We start from the raw sequence: 24287 nt of genomic DNA on the forward strand, positions 1-24287 counted from the left end.
TTTTATAATCCCCTTGATGGAACTTGCTCCTATCCCTTAATTCCTGTATTCGCTACCCCTTTAATAAAGTGATCCTGCGCTAGGATGTAAACAAGTAAAGTCGGTACGATAGCGGATACCGCTGCAGCCATTAAGAGGGAATACTCGGTATTAAATGTTGTGACGAAATGCTGCATGCCAAGCTGTAGTGTGTATAAATGGTCTGAGGTTAAATAAATGAGCGGTCCTAAGAAGTCATTCCATGCATGCATAAATGAGAAAATCACAAGGGTTGCAATCGCCGGCTTTGATAGCGGCAAAATGATTTTCAAGTAAATCCCGAATTCATTCAGCCCATCTATGCGAGCTGCTTCAATAAGTTCATCTGGAATCGATAAAAAGAACTGACGGAATAAAAACACTCCGAACGGGTTAAATGCCCCCAGCAAGATCAGAGACCAATGAGAATCAACTAGATTCAATTCTTTTAAAATCATAAACTGTGGAATCATCATGACCTGATAAGGAATCATCATCGTTGTGACATAAAGAAAAAAGAGCTTATCCCGTTCTGGGAATTTCACTTTTGAAAAAGCATATCCTGCTAGTGAACTCGTAATGACGAGCAAGGTAGTGGTGATCACCGCTATTTTCAGTGTATTTAGGTAATAGAGATGAAAGGGATGCCTTGTCCATACTTCTTTGTAATTACTCCAATGGAAGGTTTCTGGAATCCATTTGATCGGGAAGCCAAAGATTTCAGCTTCTGCTTTTAAAGACGCTGACAGCATCCAAATAAACGGTAGTACCATCATTAATGAGACCGAGATGATTAGAAGATACTTGATGATTTTCTTTATGTGCGATTTTGTTTTCGTTCTTTTCTGTTCGTAGAGATGTGGGGCTGATTTTTCTGTTGAGATCTCCATTTTCTTTTCTCCTTTCTACTGCAGCCATCCACCCCACCTCATATGGGATGCTTGGATGGACTGACAGACTGCTTAATAATTCACCCATTTCTTCTGACCTTTAAATTGGATATAAGCAATGATAATGATCAGCAAGAACAGGACATAAGCCATTGCGGAAGCATAACCATATTCAAACTGCTTAAAGGCCACATTATAAATATCGTAAACAAGGACGTGGGTGGAACGTCCTGGTCCCCCGCCAGTTAACACATAGATGAGGTCAAACACTTTAAACGAGTTAATGATTCCAATAATCGTGGTAAAGAAAATCACAGGTGAAAGCATTGGCAATGTCACATTAAAAAACTTAGCGACAGGACCTGCCCCATCGAGTTCGGCCGCTTCATATAAATAATCAGGGATGCTTTGTAATCCTGCTAAATAAAGAATCATATAGTAGCCGACAGAGTGCCAAATATATACAATTGATACAGAAACAAGTGCCCACTCGGGAGAAGACAGCCATTGCGGTGGATTGTCGATTCCAATCGCTTGGAGGACATTATTAATCGGCCCCATCGATGGATTAAAAATTAACTGCCACACCGCAGCAACTGCAACAGTCGCTGTCACATAAGGCAGGAAAACGGCTGTTCTGAAAAACTTTACAAACCTTATCCCTCTATTTAGCGCAACCGCTAACAGAATCGAAAGAAATAAAGTGATTGGTACCGATATTAAGGTGAATAAAATACTATTAAGGAAAGAGATCCGGAAGCTTGGATCCTTCATTAGATCAATGTAGTTCTTCAACCCTATAAACTCAATCTGTCCAAAGCCATTCCATGAAGTAAAGCTCATTAGGAACGAAGCAATCACTGGGAAAAATATAAATACGGAGAACCCCAAAATATTAGGGAGTAAAAAAGCATAAGCAACGATTCGATTTCTTTTTGTGTGTGCTGATTTTATTCGCGACTTTTTTGGCATTCCTTCTACTCCTTTCTTCACTGAAAGTAATCATTTGTAATTCTTTTTTTACTATTATTAGACGAGCTGCTTTCATTGAGCTTCGATTTTACTAGACTTATAGTCTCAAAAAGTAATAAACTTCCCTGCCATTCCCCCTCCAAATTTAATAAAGTTTCTGTATAATAAGTGTAAGGGTTTTCAATTTTCAAAATAAGACGAATATTTTATACCCCTATTTTTCTGACTTTTCTGAACGATACATCGAGGTGATCATCCTGATCTTTATTGCTGTTTTATTTCTTTTTTTGACCATACTCTTTACCTATAAGAAGATTGATAGTCTTTCCTCGCGATTTATGTACGGCATTAATCTGGGGTTTATTTGTTCTTATGTAGCTTTCATCCTGTACTTAACCCAGTTCAATTACTACTACAATATCGTCAATCAGTTTTTTGACTTCAGCCCTGGTACTTGGAACTACTTAGTCCTGCAAAACTTTGACACGAATACGATCATCCGGCTGTTAAACGGGGGAGTCATTTTATTCTACTTTTCCTTTTTTTGCTTCACCCTTTCCTTTACCAACAGCCGAAAGAAGTCAAAAAAAATAACCGTTTCGGTTACCCTGTTAAGCGTGTTGGCCCTGCTGCAATTTTTATTCTATGATCCCATCCTTAATCTTTATTTACAGGATTACACGTTGAAGTCAGATCTACTTTCGAGCTATCAATCGTATACACAAATCGGTGATAAACTATTTCGCTTTGTGAATGTTCTGAGTCTATTAATAGGGATTTTATTAATGGTCCATCATTATATAAAGCATCGTCATATTCGTTTTATGAGGAATTACACCCTTTTTACCCTGCTCAGCTTGCTGCCGCTTGGAACGATTCAATATTTAATGTTTTCATGGGCACCCGAGCTCCTTGTGCGGATTACCTTTAGCCGGCAGTTTCCCAACTATCAACAGCCTGACCTCAATCTGTATTTTGCAGAATTGCGGGTATTCCCGTTTATTGCTCTATTTGCTCTTGGGTTTATGGTTTTTAATGTGTATAAGTACAATTCCATAGAAAGCTACCATCGTGATGTTAACACTTTAATCAATCGTAAAATCGATACAGCTTCGTTAGGAATACGCGCATTCACACACGCGATTAAAAATCATTTGCTTGCCATTCAATCTGAGACAGAGTTTTTGCGGGAAAGATTCGAAGGAGATCAAGAAGCCGCCTATAGTTTAAAGCTGATTGAATCCTCCTGCGAGCAGTCATTTGAAAGCATTGATCATGCAGCGAAAATGCTGAAGCAAATCACCCTTAATATGAAGCCTTCCGGACTTCATCAACCAGTAGAACAAGCAATAATACGATTTCACCCGTTAAAACCGAATATTGAACTCCATTATCAACGTCCTAAAAAAACAATAATGGTTTATCTGGACGAAGAACATATAAATGAAGTGATCTATAACATGATCAAAAATGCATTGGAAGCCATCTCCGACCAACAAGGGGAGATTTCGATTGACATCAAGCACGTTAACGATGATTGGGGGGTCATCTCAATTCTTGATAATGGACCTGGTATTGAAACAGATAACGTGAATGAGCTGTTCACTCCATTTTATTCGACTAAATCATCGTTAACCAATTGGGGAGTCGGGCTTTCCTTTTGCTATAAAATTGTCAAAGCCCATGATGGAAAAATTGAAGTAACGACTGAGAAAGGAAAGGGAACACAGTTTCATTTATATTTCCCTCTCATTTTTGTAGAATAATAGCCATTTGTACATACGAGATTGATAAATTAAAAGGGGAGGAAATTCACGTGGAACCAATAAGTATACTCATTGTTGATGATATGGAAGCCCATCGCCGTCGTCTAGAGCGTATGATTAAAGGCGAGAGGAACTTAACCCTCGTCTCTTCCGCCAATAGTGGGAAAGAAGCTGTCCAACTAGCTTCCACTCATAAGCCGGATGTGATTTTAATGGATATTGAAATGGAAGAACAGCTTGCAGGGATCAATGCCGCTGCTGCCATTCATGAGAAGGTGCCTGACACAAAAATTATTATGTTAACCGTCCATCAAGACAGCAATATTGTCTTTGCTGCTTTCCAAACAGCCATTGTCGATTATGTCATCAAATCAAGCTCAAAAGAAGAAATTATCGAGGCCATCAACGCAGCAGCTAATAATTGCTCACCGATCCGTCCGGTCATTGCTGAAAAAATCCGCCAAGAATTTGCTAGAATTAAAAAAGCGGAATATCAATTTCCTCATATCTTTAAAATCATGACGACTTTAACACCAACGGAATTTGAAATTTTAAGATCACTCTGTACTGGGAAAAAACGCAAGGAGATTGCCAAAGAACGCGTCGTCGAGCTTGAAACGATCAAGAAGCAGATTAGCAGCATCTTAAAGAAATTCGATAAACGCAGTACGAAAGAGGTTATTAAAACGATCAACGAGCTTGGAATCTTTGAAATGATCAATAAAATTAGTTAAGAAAAAGCCTGATGAGAAATACATTCCCATCAGGCTTTCCTCATGCAGCCTTTTCATCAAATTTACGGAAGGAGTGGCGGGCAATCCACATCCAACCGAACACTAGTAAACTAATATTTAAAATCGGAATGAATCCAGGTAGAATCAGGCTCCAATAATAAAGAACAATCATTAAGACAACAAAACCAACGGTATGAAGCGGTCGCAGGATAGCTGTATATACCGCAAGCTTTAACACGCGAAGTCCTTTAATTTCATAATGAACCAGGACAGGAAGCCAAAACGCCCATAACAATAGAAGAAGAATCGTAATCGGAAACCAAAGATAAACGAACATTGTCCCCCAGCCACTTTCAATTTCACGAAACATGAAAAAGTAAAAAGCAATCGCAAAGGACGCAATCGAAAGGAACCAGCCTAAAACATTGGCTTGAACAAAATATTCTTTAAAATAGCTCCAAAAAGCCCGAAATAATGGAACTTCATGATGGCCAAGCAGCCATTGTCTCACTATCGCAAATAAAGCGGCAGATGCAGGAAACAAGCCGAATAAAATGAATCCTAATAAGGAAAAAAGAAGAAAAAGTAATTGGACATATACCAATTTTACTAGCCACCCGGTACCTTCATATATTTTCTCAGAAAAAGTACTGCCCATCATTCCTCACCTGCTTTTTCATTTATTCGTAAGCTTTTCTTCATGAAGGTTTTCTCGTTTCCAATCATTTAAAATGGTCATCACGTCTTCAGCATTTTGCTTCACTAAATCATACCTCTGTAATCGAACATCAACATCTCGAACAAGGCTTCCTCCCAATCCAACAGCCACCGCTCCATTTTTAAGATACTCCACCATGTTATCTTTTGTAATTCCTCCTGTTGGGATCATTTTTAAATGAGGGATGGGTGTTTGAATCGCTTTTAAGTACGCTGGTCCAACACTATTCGCGGGAAACACCTTTACAAAATCGGCTCCAGCTTGTATGGCTTTCACCATTTCTGAAGGGGTTAAGGTTCCGGGAATCGAAATGCAGCCCAATTCTTTTACCCTTTTTACAAGACCTTCGTCAAAATGAGGAGAAAAAATAAACTCAGCTCCTGCATCGATCGCCTTTTCTGCTTCTTCGATCGACAGCACCGTCCCTGCCCCTACTCTCAAATCTAAATAATCACTTCTTGAAAGACGATTTATAATATGGGAAGCATCAGGGGAATCCATTGTAATTTCAAATGTGCGAATTCCACCTTCATATAAAGCATCCACAACTGATAGAGCTGTTTCAGTACGGTATCCGCGTATAATCGAAATAATCTCAGGCTGGTTAAAAAGCTGAATACTCATTTTTTACCTCCTTACCTGCTCTGTATCATTAACTTTATTTAAGAATTCTTCAAGTTCGTCCCATGTCGGCAGCCCTTCCATATCTCCGTAAGATTGGACCATCATGGCTCCAACAGCATTTCCTGCCTTCACGGCTTGCTTTAATCCTTCTTCCCTCAATAAGCTCGCCAAGAATCCAGCCGCAAACCCATCGCCTGCACCGACAGGATCAATGACCTGCTTGACTGAAAAAGCTTCCACCATCCCTTTTTCAGCATCACTCGAATAATAGGCTCCCTTATCTTCCATTTTAATGACAACCGTTTTTACTCCTGTACGATGAAATTCAGAAGCGATTTCTTGTACATCTGTGTCCCCTGTTAACACTTCCCCTTCTCCCTTACCTGCCAGCACAATATCACTTTTATCCGCTATTTCTCTTAAAACAGCACGCGCTTCCTCTTTCGACCTGAATAATTTCAAGCGTATATTAGGATCAAATACAATTTTTACCCCGTGATGACGCGCAATATCAATGGCAGCTTCTACTGTTTCTGCACAGGAAGAGCTAAGGGCAGGAGTAATGCCTGTGATATGGAGAATTTTAGCTGACGCAATATAGGATTCATCCAGATCAGATGGAGACATTTGACTGGCTGCTGACATATGTCGGTAATACATGACGTTGACCATACCTTCTCGTACATATTCTTTTAAATACAGGCCAGTTGGGGCTTGCTCATCAAATAAAACCCTCGATGTATCGACACCCTCCCCTTGAATAGCCGATTGGATATAATAGCCGAATTCGTCTCTGCCCAGCTTGCTGAACCAGCCAGCTCTTACGCCGAGACGGGAAAGACCAATCGCCACATTAGACTCTGCCCCTCCAAGTTGTTTAGAGTAAGTATGGACGTGGCGTAAACGGCCAGGACGCTCAGGAGAAAACAGCACCATCGATTCTCCAAATGTTACGACATCAAGCATATAAATCTTCCTCTCTATTAATCTTCCTTAACGAATGACCTCTATCGATGACCCATCCTCCCTATTAGAAATCAAGATGACCTCTCCACAGACTTGATATTGGTCAGCAATAAAGCTATCGGATCCGGTTAATGAGCAAATGATGAGATCTTCCACATCGCCCATTTGAATGTGAAAAGCAAGAACATCAGAGTCCGCTTCTTTTCGTTCCTTTATTGAGCTGACAGGAAGAGATTTCACTCGAAGAGATACATCCTCCCCAGCCTGAGAAGGAACAATGATGAACGGAGCAGCGAACTGTTTTCGGTTTTTGTATTGAAGCATGGCATGCGGGGCCGAAGCAAGTTGATTATAATGTCTTGATATCAGTCCTTTTTTCAGCTCTAGTTGATCTTCCTTTGAAAAAGCGAGGGGAAGAATTTTAATATTTGTTCCTTCTTTATATGTCGTGAAAAGTTCATTACGGTCATTCCATTCCAATTGGGTATGCTCGGGAAAATGAAAATGTTGTTCATAATTGTGTGTGCCGTTTGATTCAAACGAATCGATTACAAACCAGTAAAGTGACTTTCTATAAAATACTCTTCGGGTAACGTGAACCGGAGAAGGAAGGCGCCAAAATCCGGTATGAGACGACTGTGAATAATCGTAACGCTCATGAAATCGAACGAAAGAATCAATCGGGCGCGGACATTGCTCCCACTCCCATGTTCCTTTATAGATCGAAGGAGAAAGGCCATCGACCGTAACCGTATTATGGCGGTTGGCGGCTTTAAAATATTCTCGCTCTTGCGTCTCACAATACGTGTAGCGTCCCCCATCTACTAAAAATTCACGGCCGTCTGTCATCAGTTCCAAATGAAGAGTATCATCATGGCCATGTCCTTTGTTCACTTGTCCCAAAATCCCATGGTCAAACAAAAGGTAATCATCTTTGTGGCTCCACCCGTTTCTCATGACCGTCACTCCCGCCTGTTGAAAAGAAACAGAACAATCCTGCGGCAGTTCTTCTGTAAGAGACGAGTATATTTTTAGCCCTTCCTCACCGAAATACCAAAGGAAATCAAGACCAATTTGATGATTGGACAAATCAAATAAATCTGACCGCTTTAATAGCACGGCTCCAATGGCTAATACGCCTCTCACATCTGTATCATCACTATCCCCCAGCATCGGCTGATGACCGTTTGGCTTCATGAACCCAAAGGACGCCGTCAACATTCGATCGACTGCTGCATTTACAAAGCATGGCACGGAAATTCGATTTCGTTGAAGTACGATGGTGATTTCTATCAGGCAAAACAATACTTCATGATGATACATGGGAGACTGCTCATTTTGGTATCCGTCATCAGGAATTTGTAATTCAATCATCTTTTCAAGTCGGCTGATCGCTGCGTTTAACCATTCATTCTTCATGCTTTTTTCCATCATAAAAGCAGATTGCAATAAACCATTTGTTTCAATGAAACCCCAGTTGCTTTGAAAATCAAAAGGTGTAAACAAGCGGGATAAATACTCCCCATGCTCCTTCAGTTGCTTATAAAAAAGAGCGTCATCTTCCTTACTCCAGTTTGCAGAACTAGAAATATAAGAATGCCCTTTTAACCAATTGACAAGGCGAATCCCTGCATCGATTTTTCGATAGGTTAAGGGATGAATAGTGGGATCTTGGTTAGCCAAAACCCAATCATAGAATAGACGTTTCCAATGATGAACAAATTCTTCCTCACCGGTTAACAGGTAGGATTGGCCAATCTCTGCCATAAAACGGTGACGGTTCAACATAAAGGTCCATTCTTCATCCTCATTTAAGCGATACGTCCAATCGATTTTATTTGAAAAAGATACAGGTTCTTCACATCGTTCCATATCCCACGGATGTGTGAACACAAAGCGGTTTTGACAGGCTTCCTTCGCTCGAAACAGAAGTTCACGGGTTTCTTTTCCGCATAGTTTCCAGGACATCTTTTTCAAAAAATCGGTTTCTTCAACGCCAACATACATGAATTCCTCATCCTTTTACCTAACCGTTTTCCGCTTGGGAGGAAAAGTTCTGTGTTCCCCCAGGCGAATGACATTATTTCAACTCTTCCATTGAGACCCCTTCCATATCCTCAAAGGTGTAATTCTCTCCTGCCATCGCCCAAATAAAGGTATAGCTTCCTGTCCCAATCCCTGAGTGAATCGACCAGCTTGGAGAGATCACCGATTGTTCATTTTTTATCACGAGATGACGAGTCTCTTCCGGTTTGCCCATAAAGTGAAAAATGCGTGTATTTGGTTCCATATCAAAATATAAATAGATTTCTGAACGGCGATCATGGATATGCGCCGGCATCGTATTCCACATACTGTTATCTTCAAGCAGCGTCATCCCGAGCATGAGCTGACAGCTTTGAATTCCATCGGCATGGATATACTTATAGATCGTTCGTTTATTCGATTCCTTCACTGAACCAAGGTGAACAGGTGTTGCTTCCTCGATCCCCATTATCTTCGTTACAAGAACCTCATGGGCAAGAGTAGAAACAAAGTAGAACTTAGCAGGAGTTGCATCATCTACATTTCGGAACAGGACTTCTTTCGTCCCTTTTGCCACATACAAACAGTCTTTTGTGTTTAACTCATATTCCACGCCATCAGCGAGAACTCTTCCCGTTCCTCCGATGTTGACGATGCCCAATTCCCGGCGCTCAAGAAAATAATCTGTTTTTAATGTATCTGGATCCTCTAAATAAAGACCATTATCCGAAGGCACGGCTCCACCGACAATCATCCGATCCTCATGGGTATAGGACATCTTCACTTCACCCTTTTGGAATAAAGACTCCATCAAAAAATTTTCTCGTAACTCTGCTGTATTCATTCTTTCCACTTCTTTAAAATGTCTAGCATGTCTCACTTCCATTGTTTTTTCTCCTCCAGTTTATCTATTTTTTTCAATATCATTAAGAGCTCATCCAACCGCCATCTACACATAAAATATGTCCCGTCACATAATCAGAAGCCTCTGACGCTAAAAAGACAACAGGTCCTTCTAAATCGCTTGGATTTCCCCAGCGTTTCGTCGGAATACGGGATAAAATCGATTCGCTTCGTTCTGGATCCTTCCGCAATGCTTCCGTATTATCTGTCGCCATATAACCAGGAGCAATCGCATTGACATTCACTCCTTGAGAAGACCATTCATTGGCAAGGGATTTGGTCAAACCAGCAATTCCATGTTTGCTGACAGTGTAAGCGGGAACCCTTATCCCTCCTTGAAATGAAAGCATAGAAGCAATGTTGATGATTTTCCCTTTTTGATGCTCCAGCATATGATTTCCAATGATCGAACTCATGGTAAACACAGCATTTAGGTTCATATCGAGTACCTCTTTCCAATCTTCTTGACTAAAATCCTTCGCTGGGGAACGGCGAATAATGCCGGCATTATTCACGAGAATATCAATTCTTCCCACACTCTCAATGGCTTCATTTGCCGCTCTTTCCACTTCTTCGCTACTGGACATATCGGCAGGTATAGCATAAAATTTCCGTCCGAGCTGTTCGACTGCTTCTTTTGTATCTTGCATATTACTCACACTGATTCCGACAATATCAGCCCCAGCCTTTGCTAAGCCGAGCACCATTCCTTTTCCAAGTCCACGGCTTATGCCTGTGACAATCGCTGTTTTCCCTACTAACGAAAACGCATGCTCCATATTTTCTCCTCCCATCGATCGTTTACTAAGAAGTCCTCCTCACTCAAATGAAAAGGCACCGCATTTAAAATGATGCAGTGCCTATTTTATTGCCAAAAGGTAGACTTAATTCCCTACCTCATACTCACCTTCATACTTACTGGCCCACTCTTCCTCTACACGTTTCTTAATATTCTTAATGGCTTTATCCACACTCTGCTCGCCAATAAGTGCTAACTCACCTTCTTGCTTATAGATTTGTTCGACGACAACAGTCTTCACTCCAGGGATCATTGGATACTCTGGATATTCTTTTGCTTCTAGGAAGTACTGTAGATTTTCTGGTTTTTGAGAGCTGTCACCCAGGTACGCCTTTTTCACATCTTCATTCGTATACCCTGTAAGATACCCCTCAGAAGCGAATAATTCCGCTCCTTCTTTTCCAGTCATATAGCTAAGGACTTTAAATGCTGCTTCCTTATGCTCGGAGTTTTTGTTCATCATTAACGTCACAGGTAAAGCCAGTGTCGTGTTTTTCGCTACCCCTTCAGGATGCGGAATCGGAACAACATCCCAATCAAAGGAAATGTCTCCTTCCGCTTCTGCTTGACGAAGCTGTGCCACATGCCAATCCCCAATGATATTCATCGCTATATTTCCTTTTTGAAATGCCGCATTATAATGGGCACCAGTCGTTACCTGCTCTGACCATTTCATAATCGAACCATCTTTTTCTAAATCCAAACGGAACTGAAGACCATCCTTAAATGGAGATAGATCCTTATCAATGATCGTTGCCCCTCCTTGTACACCCTGCATATACCAAGTTTGCGGCCATTGTTGGATATAAGCTCCATACACTTTGTCCCCACCGCTGCCACTTGTCATTTTCTTCGCAAGTTCGCGGAACTCACTCCAAGTCATATCATCACTCGGATACTCAACACCTTTTTCATCAAATAAATCCTTGTTGTAATACATCATCCAATTCGATTTACGGTAAGGAAGACCTAAAATATCTCCATTCATTTTCATCGAATCATACATCGTCCCATACCCGGCAACATCAATGCCACTCTCTTTAATCCGTTTATTAAGAGGCTCCAAGATTCCTGTATCCACTAAAGAATCGATTTGACCGGCAAACAAGTCATAGCTCGTCCCACCTGAAAGCTGGATCCGTAATTTCTCGTAGTATTGCTGCTGTGGAAAACTATCAAACTCAATGTTAATATTCGGATTCTCTTTCTTAAACTGCTCATAGGCGCGCTCAAACGTTGGCAAATCAGCTGGAAACACAGCGACCTTTAAATTCACTTCTTCCCCCGAACCCGATCCGCCGCTCCCGTCAGTTGATGACGAACCAGAACAACCGGCTAAAACCCCAAACACTAGAATCAAAACAGACACCATGATAGAAAAGGTCTTCTTCAATTTTCACTTCCCCCTTTTTCAATTGGAATTTCCTATATCCCAATTGTAAGGGGTTTCAATCTTGTCGATAAGATGAAAGATTTATACCCCTTTTTTCTGATTTTTCTGAATTAGTTTTGATTAAGTTAATGTAGAAATTTGTATTAGTACTTAATCCGTTTTATTTTTACGTAGTTGCTAAAAATCAGTTTCTTCATAAAAAATGATTCTTTTTCTCTTTCCTTGAGCATTCCCCTTTTTATGCGCCTCTTTAATTCATTTATGAGCCTTCCCTCGGCTCTTGTGCTCCCAACGATTTTTGAGCCTGCTTTTCCTTTTTTATCAAATAAGGATTAGCCAGTTAAATTGAAATAGGGGTAATTTGTTTACCCCTTCCCTATCCTTCAACTCTACTAATAGAATTAAGATTGTGAATATTCACAAAAGTATTCCTAATTTATGAAAGGAGCTGAGCCATTGAATAATTTTAGAGTTAAAAAAGATAAGGATCCAGTTACTCGTTCAAAGACGACCCCGATTCACTTGAAAAGCTATGGAAAGAAACTCATGGCATTATCGCTTACTGCTAGTTTGACTGTTCCCATGTCAATTGCCATGCCTGATGCATTAGCATCTGATAGGAGCTATTTGGGAGAAAGCGTTGAAACCAATGAGGAAAATGTTGCAGATCGTGCCCAATCTCTTGAACAAGATGCACTAGCTCAAGGCATTCCCTTATTTATGTTTGAAAATGGCGTACCTAAGACTTTCAAGGCAAAAAACGGCGGTAACATTGAAGTCGATAACCGACATTATAAGGACGGGAGACACTCTCTTAAATGGAATTATGAGAAGGGTTCAAAGCTAGAAGTGAAAGAAAAAATTAAATTCAAACCCTTTGTTCCTAATAACAGCGACCAATCCATTGAGACGTTTGTTGTCTGGGTATATAATGAGGAACCTAAAGAGGGTACCGTAACGTTTCAATTCGGCAGAGGAAATAAGGCCGACAGCTGGTTTGAAATGAATCTTAATTTCAGTGGGTGGAGAACGGCATGGGTATCATTTGAGCGGGATATGGAAGGAACCCCTCATCCAGCGATGAACCGAATGTCGATCATTGCCCCCGAATCTGGATCAGGTACACTCTATTTTGACTCCATGATGCTTTCTACACCGCTTGATCCCCGTCATCATACACCAGATTCACAAGTTCCATTCGTGAACCCCAACATCATGAAATCAGCAAACGCCCATTGGCTTGGCCTTTTACATTTTTCGAGACTCACACCACCAGAACCTCAAAGTGAAGTAACAGAAGCCGATCTGTCTGCAATCAAGAAAATAGAGGATACATTTACAGAGCTAGTTTTCAAGAAGCGAACCGTGACAGACTCCCTACTTGCCGATATCCGATCTCGTTATGCTGAATTCGGGATTGAGCGTGAAGGTGAAGTTATCCGCGGTAGCTCTCTGTTTATGCCGCATTTTGATCAGGTACCCGCTTCAATGAAAGAGGCATTTAAAGAACTGAGCAATACGATTGATCTCCGGGACTATACAGACTTTATGCAATTGGTAGCGGATACCTATCTATCTACTGATGATGAAGGTTTTCGGAATGAATTGAAGTCTATGTATATCAATCTATCTGATCATCTTGCCGATCAAGGCTGGGATTATGGAAGCGGTCAAGGAACCATGCATCATCTCGGCTATAATATCCGAGGTTTATACTCTTCCGCATTCTTAATGCGTGACGTTTTACGAGAAGCCGGCATTCTGGAACGAACCCAAGAAACCTTGTTTTGGCTAAGCGGTGCAGGGAGAATGTATACCCCTAAGGAAGAAGTTATGGGAAATATTGATATTCTAAATACAACGTTGAACGGAATGCTGTCTAGTATTCTCGTTCAAGAAAATACGGTGGAAAAAGTCCGGGATATGAAAAGCTTTACTTCCTGGCTGTCACAGGGGCTTCGTCCGGCAAAAGGGTTGGAACCTGCTTTTAAGAAGGACGGATCTGCTTATCATCACGCCAATCATTATCCTGCCTATGCGAAAGATGCCTTTAAGGGGGTGACACCAATCGTGTACGTTCTTTCCGGTACTCCCTATAGGATTGCTAAAGATGCGCACGAAACCTTGAAAAAGGCCCTGCTTTCTATGAGGCTTTATTCAAATAAAACTCAGTGGCTAATCAGCATTTCTGGTCGTCATCCTGATGGAAAAGGGGCTTTAGTTCTTCCCCCATACCGTTATATGGCCCTGGCCGGATCCCCTGATGGAGAAGAGGAAATTGACCGTGAAGTCGCAGCTGCCTACATAAGGCTGGCCGAAACAGAGGATGCAACGGTCCGCAGGTTTAAAGCGATAGGAATCGAAGCTGAGCCAGACCCGAATGGATTTTGGTCGATGAATTATGCCAATCTTGGGTTGCACAGACGTGACAATTGGCTTGTCGGCGTCAAAGGCTACAGCCGATATTTATGGGGGAACGAAACCTATCAGAACGCCAATCTTTACGGTCGCTATATGTCATACGGACAAATGCAAATTATGGGCTATGATAACCACAAAGACAGCGGTTACGTCCATGATGGCTGGGATTGGAACCGCTGGCCCGGCACTACGACCATTCATCTTCCGTTTGATCAGTTGAAATCAGATGTCCGTAATGTTGATCGTTTTAGCGGGATTGAGGAAATGCTCATTTCTGATGAAACCTATTCAGGAAGCTTAAGCGTTGAAGGAAAAAATGGCATGTTCGCGATGAAGCTTCACGAGCACCCTAAATATGATGAAACCCATCGTGCCCGCAAATCCTACTTTTTCTTTGAGAACCGGATTGTAGCACTTGGGTCTAACATCGAAAACGAAGATAGCGAACATTCAACAGAGACGACCTTATTCCAGAACCACATGCCGAAGGAGACAGATCCGATTTGGATGTCTAATGAAGGAGCGATTACTGAATTTCCGTATACTGATCGAGAGGAGCTTACCGAGGATGCATGGGTGATCGACAATAAAGGAAACGGATTCTTTGTTCCTGAAGGACAAACGATTGCGATGTCTCGATCACTCCAGTATTCCAAACACCAGAAGAACGGATCAGATACATCCGGAAAGTTCGCCACTGCCTGGATTGATCACGGCAAAGCTCCTAAAGATGGAACCTATCAATACGCTGTATTAGTCAAAACCAATGCAGAACAAATGAAGGTATTCTCACAATCGATGGCCGATGAAGACCAATCTCCATATACGGTCTTACAGCAAGATCGCATGGCCCATATCGTAAAGGACAGAGCTACTGGCATCACCGGTTATACTTTATTTGAAGCAAATGACGCGATTAATCAAGGTATCGTACAGTCAGTGGACACCCCTTCTATGGTCATGACCCGTAAAAATGGTTCTGATCTCATCCTGAGTGTGGTTGATCCTGATTTAAGATTGTATGAAGGAATTGAAGAAGACCAGTATGACGAGAATGGAGTTCAAAAAGAAGTGAGCATCTACTCGCGAACATGGCGTCATTCAGAAAGTATCATGCGTCCAATGAAGCTGACGATTAAAGGCGAATGGAAATTGACATCTACAGACGAACGTGTGCGCATCCTTTCATCTGAGAATGGACGTACTGTTTTGGAGTTTGATTGTAAGGATGCTGAGCCTATGGAGATTGCTTTGGAGCCTAAATGATGATTGTTGGGAAGGTTGAATAGAATTGTTCAATAGAAAGAGACACCTTGTTTTTTGTCGAGGTGTCTCTTTCTTACAATATAAGTACTTCCTTTTCTCTACTAAAAATTATTTACTTGTAAATTAGTTCAATTTTATAAAATTCAACTATTCCCAATGCTAACAAAAATAAATACATAAACAACTTCTAAACAAAAGGTCAGGGTCAATACCTTTTTAGATGCATTATACTTCACTTGTAAAACATAGCAGATCAACCATACACTAATATTCAATAATGGAATCATCGATGCAATATACCAAGGTATTTGGTCCAAACCTACTAAAGCACCCCAAATAATAAAGCTAAATAAAATCGTAAATAATCCTATGATAATATTAATAATATGAATCATTACCTTTCGCATAGCACTCCTCCAGAAGGTGTAATGTTTTCAAAGAAATAAATGCTAAATCGTTCCGACCATCCTAAGAAAAGTCAGAACGATTCAGTCTCTTTCTAATTATTATTAATAATTATCAGCTGTTGCTCCTAATGTAGCACCCCGTATGAATGGAATCTCATTATATTTTTTTAATTCACTCGGTTTCCCCGTAACAACTACACCTATTATTTTTAGGTTATGAGGCACTAACTTATCCTTACCGTTATCAGTAATGCTATTATAAATCTCTATTGCTTCATCCTGATTATTTCCACCGTCAGATCTTAGCATTTGGAGAGTTGAAATAAAGTTTGATCCTTGTACCGCTTCTGGATGATCGATAGATTGAAATCCATATGCTTCAAAGCCATTAATGGTATGATCTCTTGAAATTCTCTTATCTTTGTTTAATTCGTTATCTTCCTTAATGTCACTCTTATTAAAGGTATCTACCCAAAACCATGCTAAATGATTTTTGAAGAGTTTCTGGACTTCATCTATTGAATATCCCTTATCTAATGAAAAGGCTAACTCCACAACTGTGTTATCATCAATTTTGTTTAGTAGGTTTCTATCATCGAAAACCCTCCTATACTCTACTTGTGGATGATAAAATTCAATCACTCTTTCTCCTTGGAAATATAAAGGGATCCTCTCATCTCCGGTAGTTCCTGATCCAGATGGTCCAGTTGATGTAATCAATCGTGATGTTCCGAAAATCGTAAAGACTTTTTCTTTTTCTCCCCAAGGTATAGGAACTTCCCCTAATTTTTTTACAAACTCAGTAGTCGCTGTTGCAGAGATAGGAGTATAATTAAAACTTGTTCCTTTTTCCTCTATATTTGCTCCCATAATTCCATTCCAGGCCATATCTACATTGGTTTCCCTATCCATTTTTATTTTCATAACGGAATCACCAATAAAATACAGACCTGTTAAAACGATCAGGCTAATAATTAAAGAAATAAGTACCATTTTAAACAGAGATCTTCTTTTTGCTTTTTTAACTAAGTTTTCAAATTCATAGTCTTTAGGTATAAATTCATTTTCCTTGCTCATTTATTTCATACCTCCGATACTCTTCTATAAATTGCTTTCTTGCCCTGTGAAGAATCGTCTTCACTGACCCCTCTTTCATTCCATATAATTCTGCTATTTCACTTATTTTCAATCCAGTACTATACTTTAAAAGAAGCAGTTGTCTATTTTTCGGCTTTAATCTGTTTAATAACTTATGTATATCTGTTTCTAATTCACTTTGTATGAAAGCTTTCTCTGGAGTATACTCATCAAATAATTCTTGGAAATTAAATTTTAATAAAATCCCGGCCCTCCTAGAATTTTTACGAGTCATGTCATAATACTGATTGATGGCTACTCTAAAAAGCCAGCTCTGAATATGGTCGATTCTAATCGAATCAATATATTGTAAGAATTTATAAGCGGTTTCCTGAATAATATCTTCCGCATCCTCCTTAGAAGCACCCATTTTCACTAGATAAGAATATACAAATTTCAATTTCTTATTAAGCTTCTTCCCCATCATGGAATCATTCATTTCAGACCTCCCGTATTTTAAACGTTTAAATACTGAAAAGGTTAACAAGCATTTTAAAAAATGGATGTTATTACTGTAATGTAACGAATTAATCTCAACATTGATCTCCAATAAAAAAGAGACTTAGACAATAGTTTAAAATTCTGTCTAACTCTCTTCTATGAAAGACATTTTCTATGCTTCTAATCTTAAACGCCTTTACTTTGTTTACCCCCATTAAAAAGACGGCGGCGTAATAGCAAATATAATCTCAGAATCGTTCATTGAATGATTCACCCATCGATGCTTTACCGTTTTAGGGATTTTCACGCTATCCCCCTGTAATAATTCTATCTTTTCCGTTTCCAACTCTAATTGAATTGTCCCTTTCATGACAAACGCGGCTTCTTCTCCAAGATGTTCCATTAGTTCATCAGAGGAAGCCGTTCCTGCTGGTACTGTCATGAATGCAAATTCAATATCACTTTTTAGATCAGGTGATAATAATTCATAGGAAACCTGGTTCATTTTTGGGTTGGAAATAATTTTTCTTTGATCCTTCCTCACGACAAGGGCATCATTCGAGTTTTCTTCTAGAAAAAAAGTAAACATCGGAACATCTAAAGCTTGTGAGATAAGTCTAAGACTTTTTATAGAGGGAGAGGCTTTTCCTTTTTCGATTTGACTCAGTAAGGAAGAGGTGATTCCTACTTCTAAAGCAAGAGTATTTAATGTCCATCCTTTTTTGTTTCTTTCCAGCTTGATCCTTTTGCCGATCGGTTCCAAATTCGTCACTCCAATAAAATTTAATCACATTTAATTTTTTAAATATATTTTAATTTTCAGTTAATTATGTTACGGTATACATAATTCTGTTAAGGAGGTTATAAATGAGTGTAAATAATGATGTACGAATTGATCAACCGTTACTTACTGCATTAAAAAGTAAGCATGAAACGTTTTGGCCCAACTCGTTACTGAAATCCTATCATACTATTAAAAAAAATCCATCTCTAAACAGGAACGAACTCTATCAAGCAGAGAAGCTTCTTCGAAGATTTGCTCCGTATTTGTCACTGGTCTTCCCAGAAACTGCAGAAATGAACGGTATGATTGAATCCCCCATCCAATGGCTACCATCCATGAAAAAAGCACTGCAAGAGCATTATCATTCAAGCATCCCTGGAAATTTGGTTTTGAAATGTGATCATGAACTGCCTATTGCTGGCTCGATCAAAGCAAGAGGAGGAATTTATGAAGTTCTAAAGTACGCTGAGACGCTAGCTTTAAAGAATAATAGGCTAAATATTCATGATGACTATTCCAAGCTTGCTAGTGAGACCTTTCGTCAGTTTTTCTCCCAGTATTCCATTTCAGTGGGCTCCACTGGAAATTTAGCATTAAGTATTGGAACAATGGCAGCGAAATTGGGATTCAATGTTACGGTTCATATGTCACATGAAGCAAAGGAATGGAAAAAATCCCTTCTAAGAAGTAAAGGGGTGAATGTTGTTGAACATGCCAATGATTTCTCTTTTGCCGTGGATGAGGGTCGTAAACAATGCATGGCAGATGCCACCTGTTATTTTATCGATGACGAAAACTCCCTCGATCTGTTTTTGGGTTATGCTGTAGCAGCCCTCCGGTTAAAAAAACAATTTGAAGAAGAAAAAATTCAAGTCAATGAAAACCATCCCTTAATCGTTTATCTTCCATGTGGAGTAGGCGGCGGTCCTGGAGGTGTAACCTATGGGTTAAAGCATGTGTTTGGCGACCATGTTCATTGTTATTTTGCCGAACCTACCCATTCCCCTTGTATGCTGTTGGGACTAGCCACTGGAAAGCATGAGCGCATCAGTGTCCAGGATATTGGATTAGATAATAAAACCGATGCAGATGGATTGGCCGTCGGACGCCCTTCCGCTTTGGCAGGACGATTAATTGAACGTTTGGTCAACGGGATTTATACAGTGGACGATCAAAATCTTTATAAAATGTTAGCCCTTTTACATTCTTCAGAATCGATTTCTTTAGAACCTTCAGCGTTGGCAGGAATGTATGGTCCCGTTCTAACACAAGTTCATTCCCATTTAGAGACCATCAAGTTGACAAAGGATCAATTAAAGAATGCCACTCACTTAGTGTGGGCTACAGGCGGAAGCTTAGTACCACCTGCGATTATGGAGGATTATATTGCCGTTGGAGAGCGCTGCCTTAAAGAAAAACCCGAAAATCCAATTTAATGATGGGGTGATCATATGAAATCTTTTAAGTTCAAAGAAGATTCAAGGTATGCACAATGTTCAAAAGAGATGAAGCTGGTGATTGGGTATGCCATTGTGAACTTGATTGTCGTAATAGGGTTAGCCATGGGAGTTGGACTTAATAAGCCTGCTAGTGAGGTCAATATTATTATGGGGTTCCCCGACTGGTTCTTCTGGAGTGGAATTGTCGGTTCCCTTATTATGATTATTTTAGCTTTTGCCATGGTGAAGATATTCTTTAAAGATATGTCCTTAGAAAGCGAGGAGGAGTAAACCGATGCAATGGGATGTTCTTTTGCCGATTTTACTATATTTAGTGGTGACCTTTTTAGTTGGTGGCTATCTTCACAAGCATATTAAGCAGAGAAAAACGAGCTTTGAAGAAGAGTATTTTGTCGGAGGAAGAAGCTTAGGTCCCGTTGTCCTAGCCTTTACAATGATGGCTTCCGCAGCAAGTGCAGGGACGTTTATCGGAACCCCAGGGTTAGCCTACAATGTAGGATTTAGTTGGATTATTGTATCGTTAACACAATTAGCGATGGGGGTTTACATCCTCGGGATATTAGGAAAGAAATTTGCAATAGTGGCACGTAAAATTAAGGCGGTTACCCTGACTGACTTTTTAAAAGAGCGATTTGAAAGCCATGCGATAGTGATTGGTAGTGCTTTAGGGATCATCATTTTTATTTCGGCCTACATGGTAGCTCAATTTGCAGGAGGAGCACGGATTCTCGAAGCCATTACGGGGTTACCTTATACGACAGGATTAATTATCTTCGGTCTTTCCGTTGTTCTCTATACGGCATATGGTGGGTTTCGAGCGGTTGCCGTTACGGATGCCATTCAAGGGCTCATCATGATTGTTGGTGGGATTATCTTATGGGTGGTTTTCATGATCAAAACAGATGGGTTTTCTGTTCTTGTATCCCAACTTGCCGAAAGTAATCCCGAGATGGTGACGTTACCGGGTGGAAATGGGACAACCCCTACGATGCTGTTTTCCTATTTTCTGATATTTGGGATCGCCGCGATCGGAATGCCACATGCCTCTGTCAGGGGTATGACCTATAAAGACAGTAAGTCCATGCACCAAGCCATTGTGATCAGTACCGTGATTATGTTTTTATTTACCATTGGATTTGGAGCTCTTGGACCGGTGGTTAAAGTTTTATATCCTACCATTGAAGTAGCCGACTTAGCATTACCTACGATGATATTGGATATGATGCCAGGCTGGCTTGCCGGGATCATACTGGCTGCCCCTTTAGCAGCGATCATGTCGACCGTGGACTCGATGTTACTTGTCACGACGTCATCGATTGTAAAAGACTTGTACTTAAATTATGTGAATCCAAAAGCATCCCAACAAAGAATCACGAAATTGTCTTATTTTACTACGCTGATCATTGGTGTCGGCACAGTTTTACTAGCTTTGACCCCTCCTGAATATTTACAGCTTATTGTCGTTTATGCCATGGGTGGATTGGAAGCGACCTTCTTTACTCCTCTCCTATTCGGACTCTATTGGAAACGAGCGAATGGTTGGGGCGCAATCATTTCCATGTATACGGGGTTAATTTCGTACATTGTATTGTCGCAATGGTGGCCAAATCCATTTGGAATGCACACGATTGCTACATCCATCGCATTATCGATTATGACCATGATCGCAGTCAGTTTAATGACACCTGCCCCAGCTCATCATGTTATCCAAAAATTCTGGGGAGCATCAACTACTAAACAATCTTCCAAAAACGTTATTTAATCTATTTAAAAGGAGTTCATCATTATGCTGGATATTGTCATTAAAAACGGTTATGTCATAGATGGCAGCGGAAACCCTTGGACGAAAGTAGACGTTGGAATCAAAAATGGAAAAATTGTAGAGTTGAAAAAATTTATATCAGAAAGTGCTGACCGTACTATAGACGCTACGGATAAAGTGGTCTCTCCAGGGTTCATTGATACCCATGTTCACTCTGACTTATTATGCACCCAGCCTGAAACCCATCAAATTAAATTGAAGCAAGGGATCACAACAGAACTATTAGGACAAGATGGCATTTCCGTTGCTCCGGTCACGGACAAGACAGAAGAATTATGGCGATCCCAATTAAAAGGACTAAATGGGGATATTGGTGAATGGCCATGGAGATCGGTTAGAGATTATTTAAATACACTAAAAGAAGCTCCGTTGCTCGGAAATGTTTCCTACCTCATCCCCCATGGAAATATTCGTACCATGGTCATGGGATTTGATGATCGAGAAGCTCACGAAGACGAAATGATTGAAATGAGACAATTAGTGGAAAAGGCAATGGAAGAAGGAGGAGTGGGGTTCTCTTCAGGACTGGTTTATCCTCCGAACGTTTTTTCTACGACGAAAGAATTAATTGAAATCTGCAAGGGTGTCACCAAATATGATGGTTGCTTCGTCGTTCACATGCGAAATGAAAGCTTTAATATTATGGAAGCCTTTGAAGAAATGATTACAGTGGCGAAGGAATCAGGCGTGAGATTGCATATCTCCCATTTAAAGGTGATCGGCACTCGTAACCGTCATTTGTATCCCATTTTGCTAGACAGAATGAATGCTGCAAGAGAAGAAGGCGTGGAAATCACATTTGATCAATACCCTTATACCGCTGCTTCCACTGTCTTTCATGCAATTTTACCACCTTGGGTTCATGACGGTGGAACAGTAAAGATGCTTGAACGTCTACAGGAACCTAAGCAAAGAGAAGTGATTAAAAAAGAATTTCAAGACAATTTAACGTTTGAGAACTGGGTCTACAACTGTGGATGGGAGAATATTGTGATTTCTTCCGTTGGGACAGCAGCCAACAAGCCAAATGAAGGATTAAGCATTTTAGAGATTTCCACTAAACTGAACAAAGAGCCAGCCGACACCGCCTTTGACTTATTAATTGAGGAAAAAGGAAACATTCAAATGGTCATTCATTGGGGAATGGAAGAAGATATTGTAAAAGCGATGAAGAGTCCTTATCATATCGTTGGATCTGACAGCATCTTTGGCAGTAAACCACACCCAAGATTATCCGGGACTCACCCTCGTGTTCTTGGTCGATATGTAAGAGAGCAAAACATTTTATCGTTAGAAGAAGCGATCCATCATATGACAGGGGCTCCTGCACAGTTACTGAGGTACAAAGATCGTGGATTACTTAAAGAAGGTTATTGGGCGGATGTTGTGGTGTTTGATCCTAACACTGTTCAAGATGGGGCGACGTTTGACTCTCCTTTAGAAGCTCCTGAAGGGATTGAGAAGGTTATTGTTAACGGTAAAATTGTGATGGATGATGGAGAGTTGTTGTTTAAAGGGAATGGGAAGGTTTTGAGTAGAAACCTAATCTCAGAGTCTTCTTTACGTACACAATAACCCTATAATTACAAGGGCTTAAAAAGCTATGATTTTATTTATATATTCATAGCTTTTTTTGTGATTTTTAACCCATGCTCCATGTATAAAAGAATGACTGATCAAAAAGACACAAAAATGTGTCTCCCCCATCAGTCTATATATTGTACTTTGTTTGCTGTTAGAACCTCACTTGCACCCCAACAGAGAAGAGTTTTCTTTCTATTACCCTTATTCTCATATTTCACCTCTCTACTCCCTGCGATATCCCAAACCTCTGATTTACCTTCTCCATATCTTCCAGCGATTTTAATACCTCTACTTTATTGATTTCGAATATTTCTCCTAAGAGGATTTCAATCAAAAACACTGTTGCCATATGGGAATTAGCAAATATATCGGAATTTATACTTGTCAATAAATTGATGTCGACTATTTCTCTAAAAGGATTATTGAGGTTACTTAAGCAAATTTGTGTTATTTCTCTTTCCTTCGCGAATTGAACGGCATGAACCATTCTTTTGCTGTAGGAAGGCACACTAATCGTAATCAATAAGTCCTCTTTGTTCATTCCCCTTAAATAATCAAACACCTCATCATTTTCACCACTGATTAACAGGACATTCCCATATGCTTCATTTAAATGAACTTGAAGAATTTTGGCAGGACCCAATGAATTTCTCCGAGCCATAATGACAATTTTTCTTGCTGAATGGATAGTCTTTGCAGAAAGATTAAGAATCTCATCACTGTTGTGATTCAGTGTCTGCTGAATATTGTACATAGCTTGCTGGTATACATGATGATACATACTGTTATCTTGGCAATTTTCCTCACTCGAAAAACCCTTTTGTACCTTGTGCTCAAAGCGATTTTGGAACACTTTTTTCAAATCAGATTGAAGATCAGGATATCCTTTAAAACCTATATCCTGTGCAAATCTAACGACAACTGATTCACTTACTCCTACTCTTTTTGAAAGCTCAGAGGCTGATAGAAGTGCCACTTCCTGCCAATTATCTAATATAAAATAAGCTACTTTCTTTTTAGCATTACTCAATTTTTCTAAGTGATCTTGAATTTTTACAAAAACCGACATTATAATCCCTCATTTCAACAAAAATAATTGTTGCCTTAGCAAGAATTATTGCTATACTATAATTATACCGTAATTCTAACTTTTCAGA

At 40.0% G+C, this 24287-nt stretch carries 21 protein-coding genes; 7 read left to right on the forward strand and 14 right to left on the reverse strand.

Annotated elements, in window-relative coordinates:
* Positions 1–29: 29 nt before the first annotated feature.
* Positions 30–908, reverse strand: coding sequence for a carbohydrate ABC transporter permease (locus JOC86_RS18750; RefSeq protein ID WP_205174479.1), 879 nt, complete (start codon positions 906–908; stop codon positions 30–32).
* 72 nt (positions 909–980) lie between these two features.
* The gene (locus JOC86_RS18755; protein ID WP_205174480.1) at positions 981–1880 is read right to left on the reverse strand and encodes a carbohydrate ABC transporter permease; all 900 of its coding nucleotides are present in this window, start codon (positions 1878–1880) and stop codon (positions 981–983) included.
* 287 nt (positions 1881–2167) lie between these two features.
* Between JOC86_RS18755 and JOC86_RS18760 the strand changes: the two genes are divergently transcribed.
* Together JOC86_RS18760 and JOC86_RS25180 are read left to right on the forward strand one after the other, a co-directional pair.
* Positions 2168–3646: a sensor histidine kinase gene (locus JOC86_RS18760; protein ID WP_205174481.1), complete on the forward strand. Its 1479-nt coding sequence runs from the start codon at positions 2168–2170 to the stop codon at positions 3644–3646.
* A gap of 50 nt (positions 3647–3696) precedes the next feature.
* Positions 3697–4380 (forward strand): response regulator, encoded by a 684-nt coding sequence (locus JOC86_RS25180; RefSeq protein ID WP_205174482.1) that lies wholly within the window; start codon positions 3697–3699, stop codon positions 4378–4380.
* 40 nt (positions 4381–4420) lie between these two features.
* On the opposite strand, the gene JOC86_RS18770 is transcribed toward JOC86_RS25180, so the two are convergent.
* The 7 genes from JOC86_RS18770 to JOC86_RS18800 form a co-directional block, all read right to left on the reverse strand.
* A complete protein-coding gene (locus JOC86_RS18770; protein ID WP_205174483.1) occupies positions 4421–5038 on the reverse strand; it encodes a YesL family protein in 618 nt (205 codons plus the stop codon).
* 18 nt (positions 5039–5056) lie between these two features.
* Complete coding sequence (locus JOC86_RS18775; protein WP_205174484.1) at positions 5057–5722, reverse strand: bifunctional 4-hydroxy-2-oxoglutarate aldolase/2-dehydro-3-deoxy-phosphogluconate aldolase; 666 nt, start codon at positions 5720–5722, stop codon at positions 5057–5059.
* Between the two features lie 3 nt (positions 5723–5725).
* Positions 5726–6694, reverse strand: a complete 969-nt coding sequence (locus JOC86_RS18780; protein ID WP_205174711.1) for a PfkB family carbohydrate kinase — start codon at positions 6692–6694, stop codon at positions 5726–5728.
* 21 nt (positions 6695–6715) lie between these two features.
* Positions 6716–8695, reverse strand: coding sequence for an alginate lyase family protein (locus tag JOC86_RS18785; RefSeq protein ID WP_205174485.1), 1980 nt, complete (start codon positions 8693–8695; stop codon positions 6716–6718).
* A 73-nt stretch (positions 8696–8768) separates the two neighbouring features.
* Complete coding sequence (gene kduI / locus JOC86_RS18790; protein ID WP_205174486.1) at positions 8769–9599, reverse strand: 5-dehydro-4-deoxy-D-glucuronate isomerase; 831 nt, start codon at positions 9597–9599, stop codon at positions 8769–8771.
* A gap of 40 nt (positions 9600–9639) precedes the next feature.
* Positions 9640–10395: a 2-dehydro-3-deoxy-D-gluconate 5-dehydrogenase KduD gene (kduD, locus tag JOC86_RS18795; RefSeq protein WP_205174487.1), complete on the reverse strand. Its 756-nt coding sequence runs from the start codon at positions 10393–10395 to the stop codon at positions 9640–9642.
* 105 nt (positions 10396–10500) lie between these two features.
* Positions 10501–11808 (reverse strand): ABC transporter substrate-binding protein, encoded by a 1308-nt coding sequence (locus JOC86_RS18800; RefSeq protein ID WP_239587701.1) that lies wholly within the window; start codon positions 11806–11808, stop codon positions 10501–10503.
* Between the two features lie 456 nt (positions 11809–12264).
* Between JOC86_RS18800 and JOC86_RS18805 the strand changes: the two genes are divergently transcribed.
* On the forward strand, positions 12265–15495 hold the full coding sequence (locus tag JOC86_RS18805; protein WP_205174488.1) for a chondroitinase family polysaccharide lyase: 3231 nt from the start codon (positions 12265–12267) through the stop codon (positions 15493–15495).
* Positions 15496–15638: 143 nt separating this feature from the next.
* On the opposite strand, the gene JOC86_RS18810 is transcribed toward JOC86_RS18805, so the two are convergent.
* The 4 genes from JOC86_RS18810 to JOC86_RS18825 all read right to left on the reverse strand — a co-directional run bounded on the left by JOC86_RS18810 (position 15639) and on the right by JOC86_RS18825 (position 18243).
* Positions 15639–15902: a hypothetical protein gene (locus JOC86_RS18810; protein WP_205174489.1), complete on the reverse strand. Its 264-nt coding sequence runs from the start codon at positions 15900–15902 to the stop codon at positions 15639–15641.
* A gap of 102 nt (positions 15903–16004) precedes the next feature.
* Complete coding sequence (locus JOC86_RS18815) at positions 16005–16979, reverse strand: anti sigma factor C-terminal domain-containing protein (RefSeq protein ID WP_205174490.1); 975 nt, start codon at positions 16977–16979, stop codon at positions 16005–16007.
* Positions 16963–17478, reverse strand: a complete 516-nt coding sequence (locus JOC86_RS18820; RefSeq protein WP_205174491.1) for an RNA polymerase sigma factor — start codon at positions 17476–17478, stop codon at positions 16963–16965. The genes JOC86_RS18815 and JOC86_RS18820 overlap by 17 nt, the downstream gene beginning before the upstream one ends.
* Positions 17479–17694: 216 nt before the next feature.
* Positions 17695–18243 carry a helix-turn-helix domain-containing protein gene (locus JOC86_RS18825; protein WP_239587702.1) on the reverse strand — a complete coding sequence of 183 codons (549 nt, stop codon included), beginning with the start codon at positions 18241–18243 and terminating at the stop codon, positions 17695–17697.
* Positions 18244–18347: 104 nt separating this feature from the next.
* Between JOC86_RS18825 and JOC86_RS18830 the strand changes: the two genes are divergently transcribed.
* Genes JOC86_RS18830 through JOC86_RS18845 form a run of 4 tightly spaced genes read left to right on the forward strand, consistent with a single transcriptional unit; the run spans position 18348 to position 23121 of the window.
* Positions 18348–19700: a D-serine ammonia-lyase gene (locus tag JOC86_RS18830; RefSeq protein ID WP_205174493.1), complete on the forward strand. Its 1353-nt coding sequence runs from the start codon at positions 18348–18350 to the stop codon at positions 19698–19700.
* Between the two features lie 15 nt (positions 19701–19715).
* Positions 19716–19994, forward strand: coding sequence for a DUF997 family protein (locus JOC86_RS18835; protein ID WP_205174494.1), 279 nt, complete (start codon positions 19716–19718; stop codon positions 19992–19994).
* A gap of 4 nt (positions 19995–19998) precedes the next feature.
* Positions 19999–21486 carry a sodium/pantothenate symporter gene (gene panF, locus JOC86_RS18840; RefSeq protein WP_205174495.1) on the forward strand — a complete coding sequence of 496 codons (1488 nt, stop codon included), beginning with the start codon at positions 19999–20001 and terminating at the stop codon, positions 21484–21486.
* A gap of 24 nt (positions 21487–21510) precedes the next feature.
* The gene (locus tag JOC86_RS18845; protein WP_205174496.1) at positions 21511–23121 is read left to right on the forward strand and encodes an N-acyl-D-amino-acid deacylase family protein; all 1611 of its coding nucleotides are present in this window, start codon (positions 21511–21513) and stop codon (positions 23119–23121) included.
* Between the two features lie 223 nt (positions 23122–23344).
* Here JOC86_RS18845 and JOC86_RS18850 read toward each other — a convergent pair whose 3' ends face one another.
* Positions 23345–24199, reverse strand: a complete 855-nt coding sequence (locus tag JOC86_RS18850; RefSeq protein ID WP_205174497.1) for a MurR/RpiR family transcriptional regulator — start codon at positions 24197–24199, stop codon at positions 23345–23347.
* Between the last annotated feature and the right edge of the window lie 88 nt (positions 24200–24287).

Origin of the sequence: Rossellomorea pakistanensis, assembly GCF_016908495.1 — a bacterium.
Lineage (GTDB): Bacteria > Bacillota > Bacilli > Bacillales > Bacillaceae_B > Rossellomorea > Rossellomorea pakistanensis.

Bases quoted from the DNA above. Each gene is read 5' to 3' on its own strand.
- JOC86_RS18810 (WP_205174489.1), bottom strand. From the start codon at position 15,902: ATGCGAAAGGTAATGATTCATATTATTAATATTATCATAGGATTATTT.
- JOC86_RS18835 (WP_205174494.1), top strand. From the start codon at position 19,716: ATGAAATCTTTTAAGTTCAAAGAAGATTCAAGGTATGCACAATGTTCA.
- JOC86_RS18785 (WP_205174485.1), bottom strand. From the start codon at position 8,695: ATGTATGTTGGCGTTGAAGAAACCGATTTTTTGAAAAAGATGTCCTGG.
- JOC86_RS18775 (WP_205174484.1), bottom strand. From the start codon at position 5,722: ATGAGTATTCAGCTTTTTAACCAGCCTGAGATTATTTCGATTATACGC.
- JOC86_RS18845 (WP_205174496.1), top strand. From the start codon at position 21,511: ATGCTGGATATTGTCATTAAAAACGGTTATGTCATAGATGGCAGCGGA.
- kduI (WP_205174486.1), bottom strand. From the start codon at position 9,599: ATGGAAGTGAGACATGCTAGACATTTTAAAGAAGTGGAAAGAATGAAT.
- JOC86_RS18815 (WP_205174490.1), bottom strand. From the start codon at position 16,979: ATGAGCAAGGAAAATGAATTTATACCTAAAGACTATGAATTTGAAAAC.
- panF (WP_205174495.1), top strand. From the start codon at position 19,999: ATGCAATGGGATGTTCTTTTGCCGATTTTACTATATTTAGTGGTGACC.
- JOC86_RS18770 (WP_205174483.1), bottom strand. From the start codon at position 5,038: ATGGGCAGTACTTTTTCTGAGAAAATATATGAAGGTACCGGGTGGCTA.
- kduD (WP_205174487.1), bottom strand. From the start codon at position 10,395: ATGGAGCATGCGTTTTCGTTAGTAGGGAAAACAGCGATTGTCACAGGC.
- JOC86_RS18850 (WP_205174497.1), bottom strand. From the start codon at position 24,199: ATGTCGGTTTTTGTAAAAATTCAAGATCACTTAGAAAAATTGAGTAAT.
- JOC86_RS18820 (WP_205174491.1), bottom strand. From the start codon at position 17,478: ATGAATGATTCCATGATGGGGAAGAAGCTTAATAAGAAATTGAAATTT.
- JOC86_RS18755 (WP_205174480.1), bottom strand. From the start codon at position 1,880: ATGCCAAAAAAGTCGCGAATAAAATCAGCACACACAAAAAGAAATCGA.
- JOC86_RS18830 (WP_205174493.1), top strand. From the start codon at position 18,348: ATGAGTGTAAATAATGATGTACGAATTGATCAACCGTTACTTACTGCA.
- JOC86_RS18750 (WP_205174479.1), bottom strand. From the start codon at position 908: ATGGAGATCTCAACAGAAAAATCAGCCCCACATCTCTACGAACAGAAA.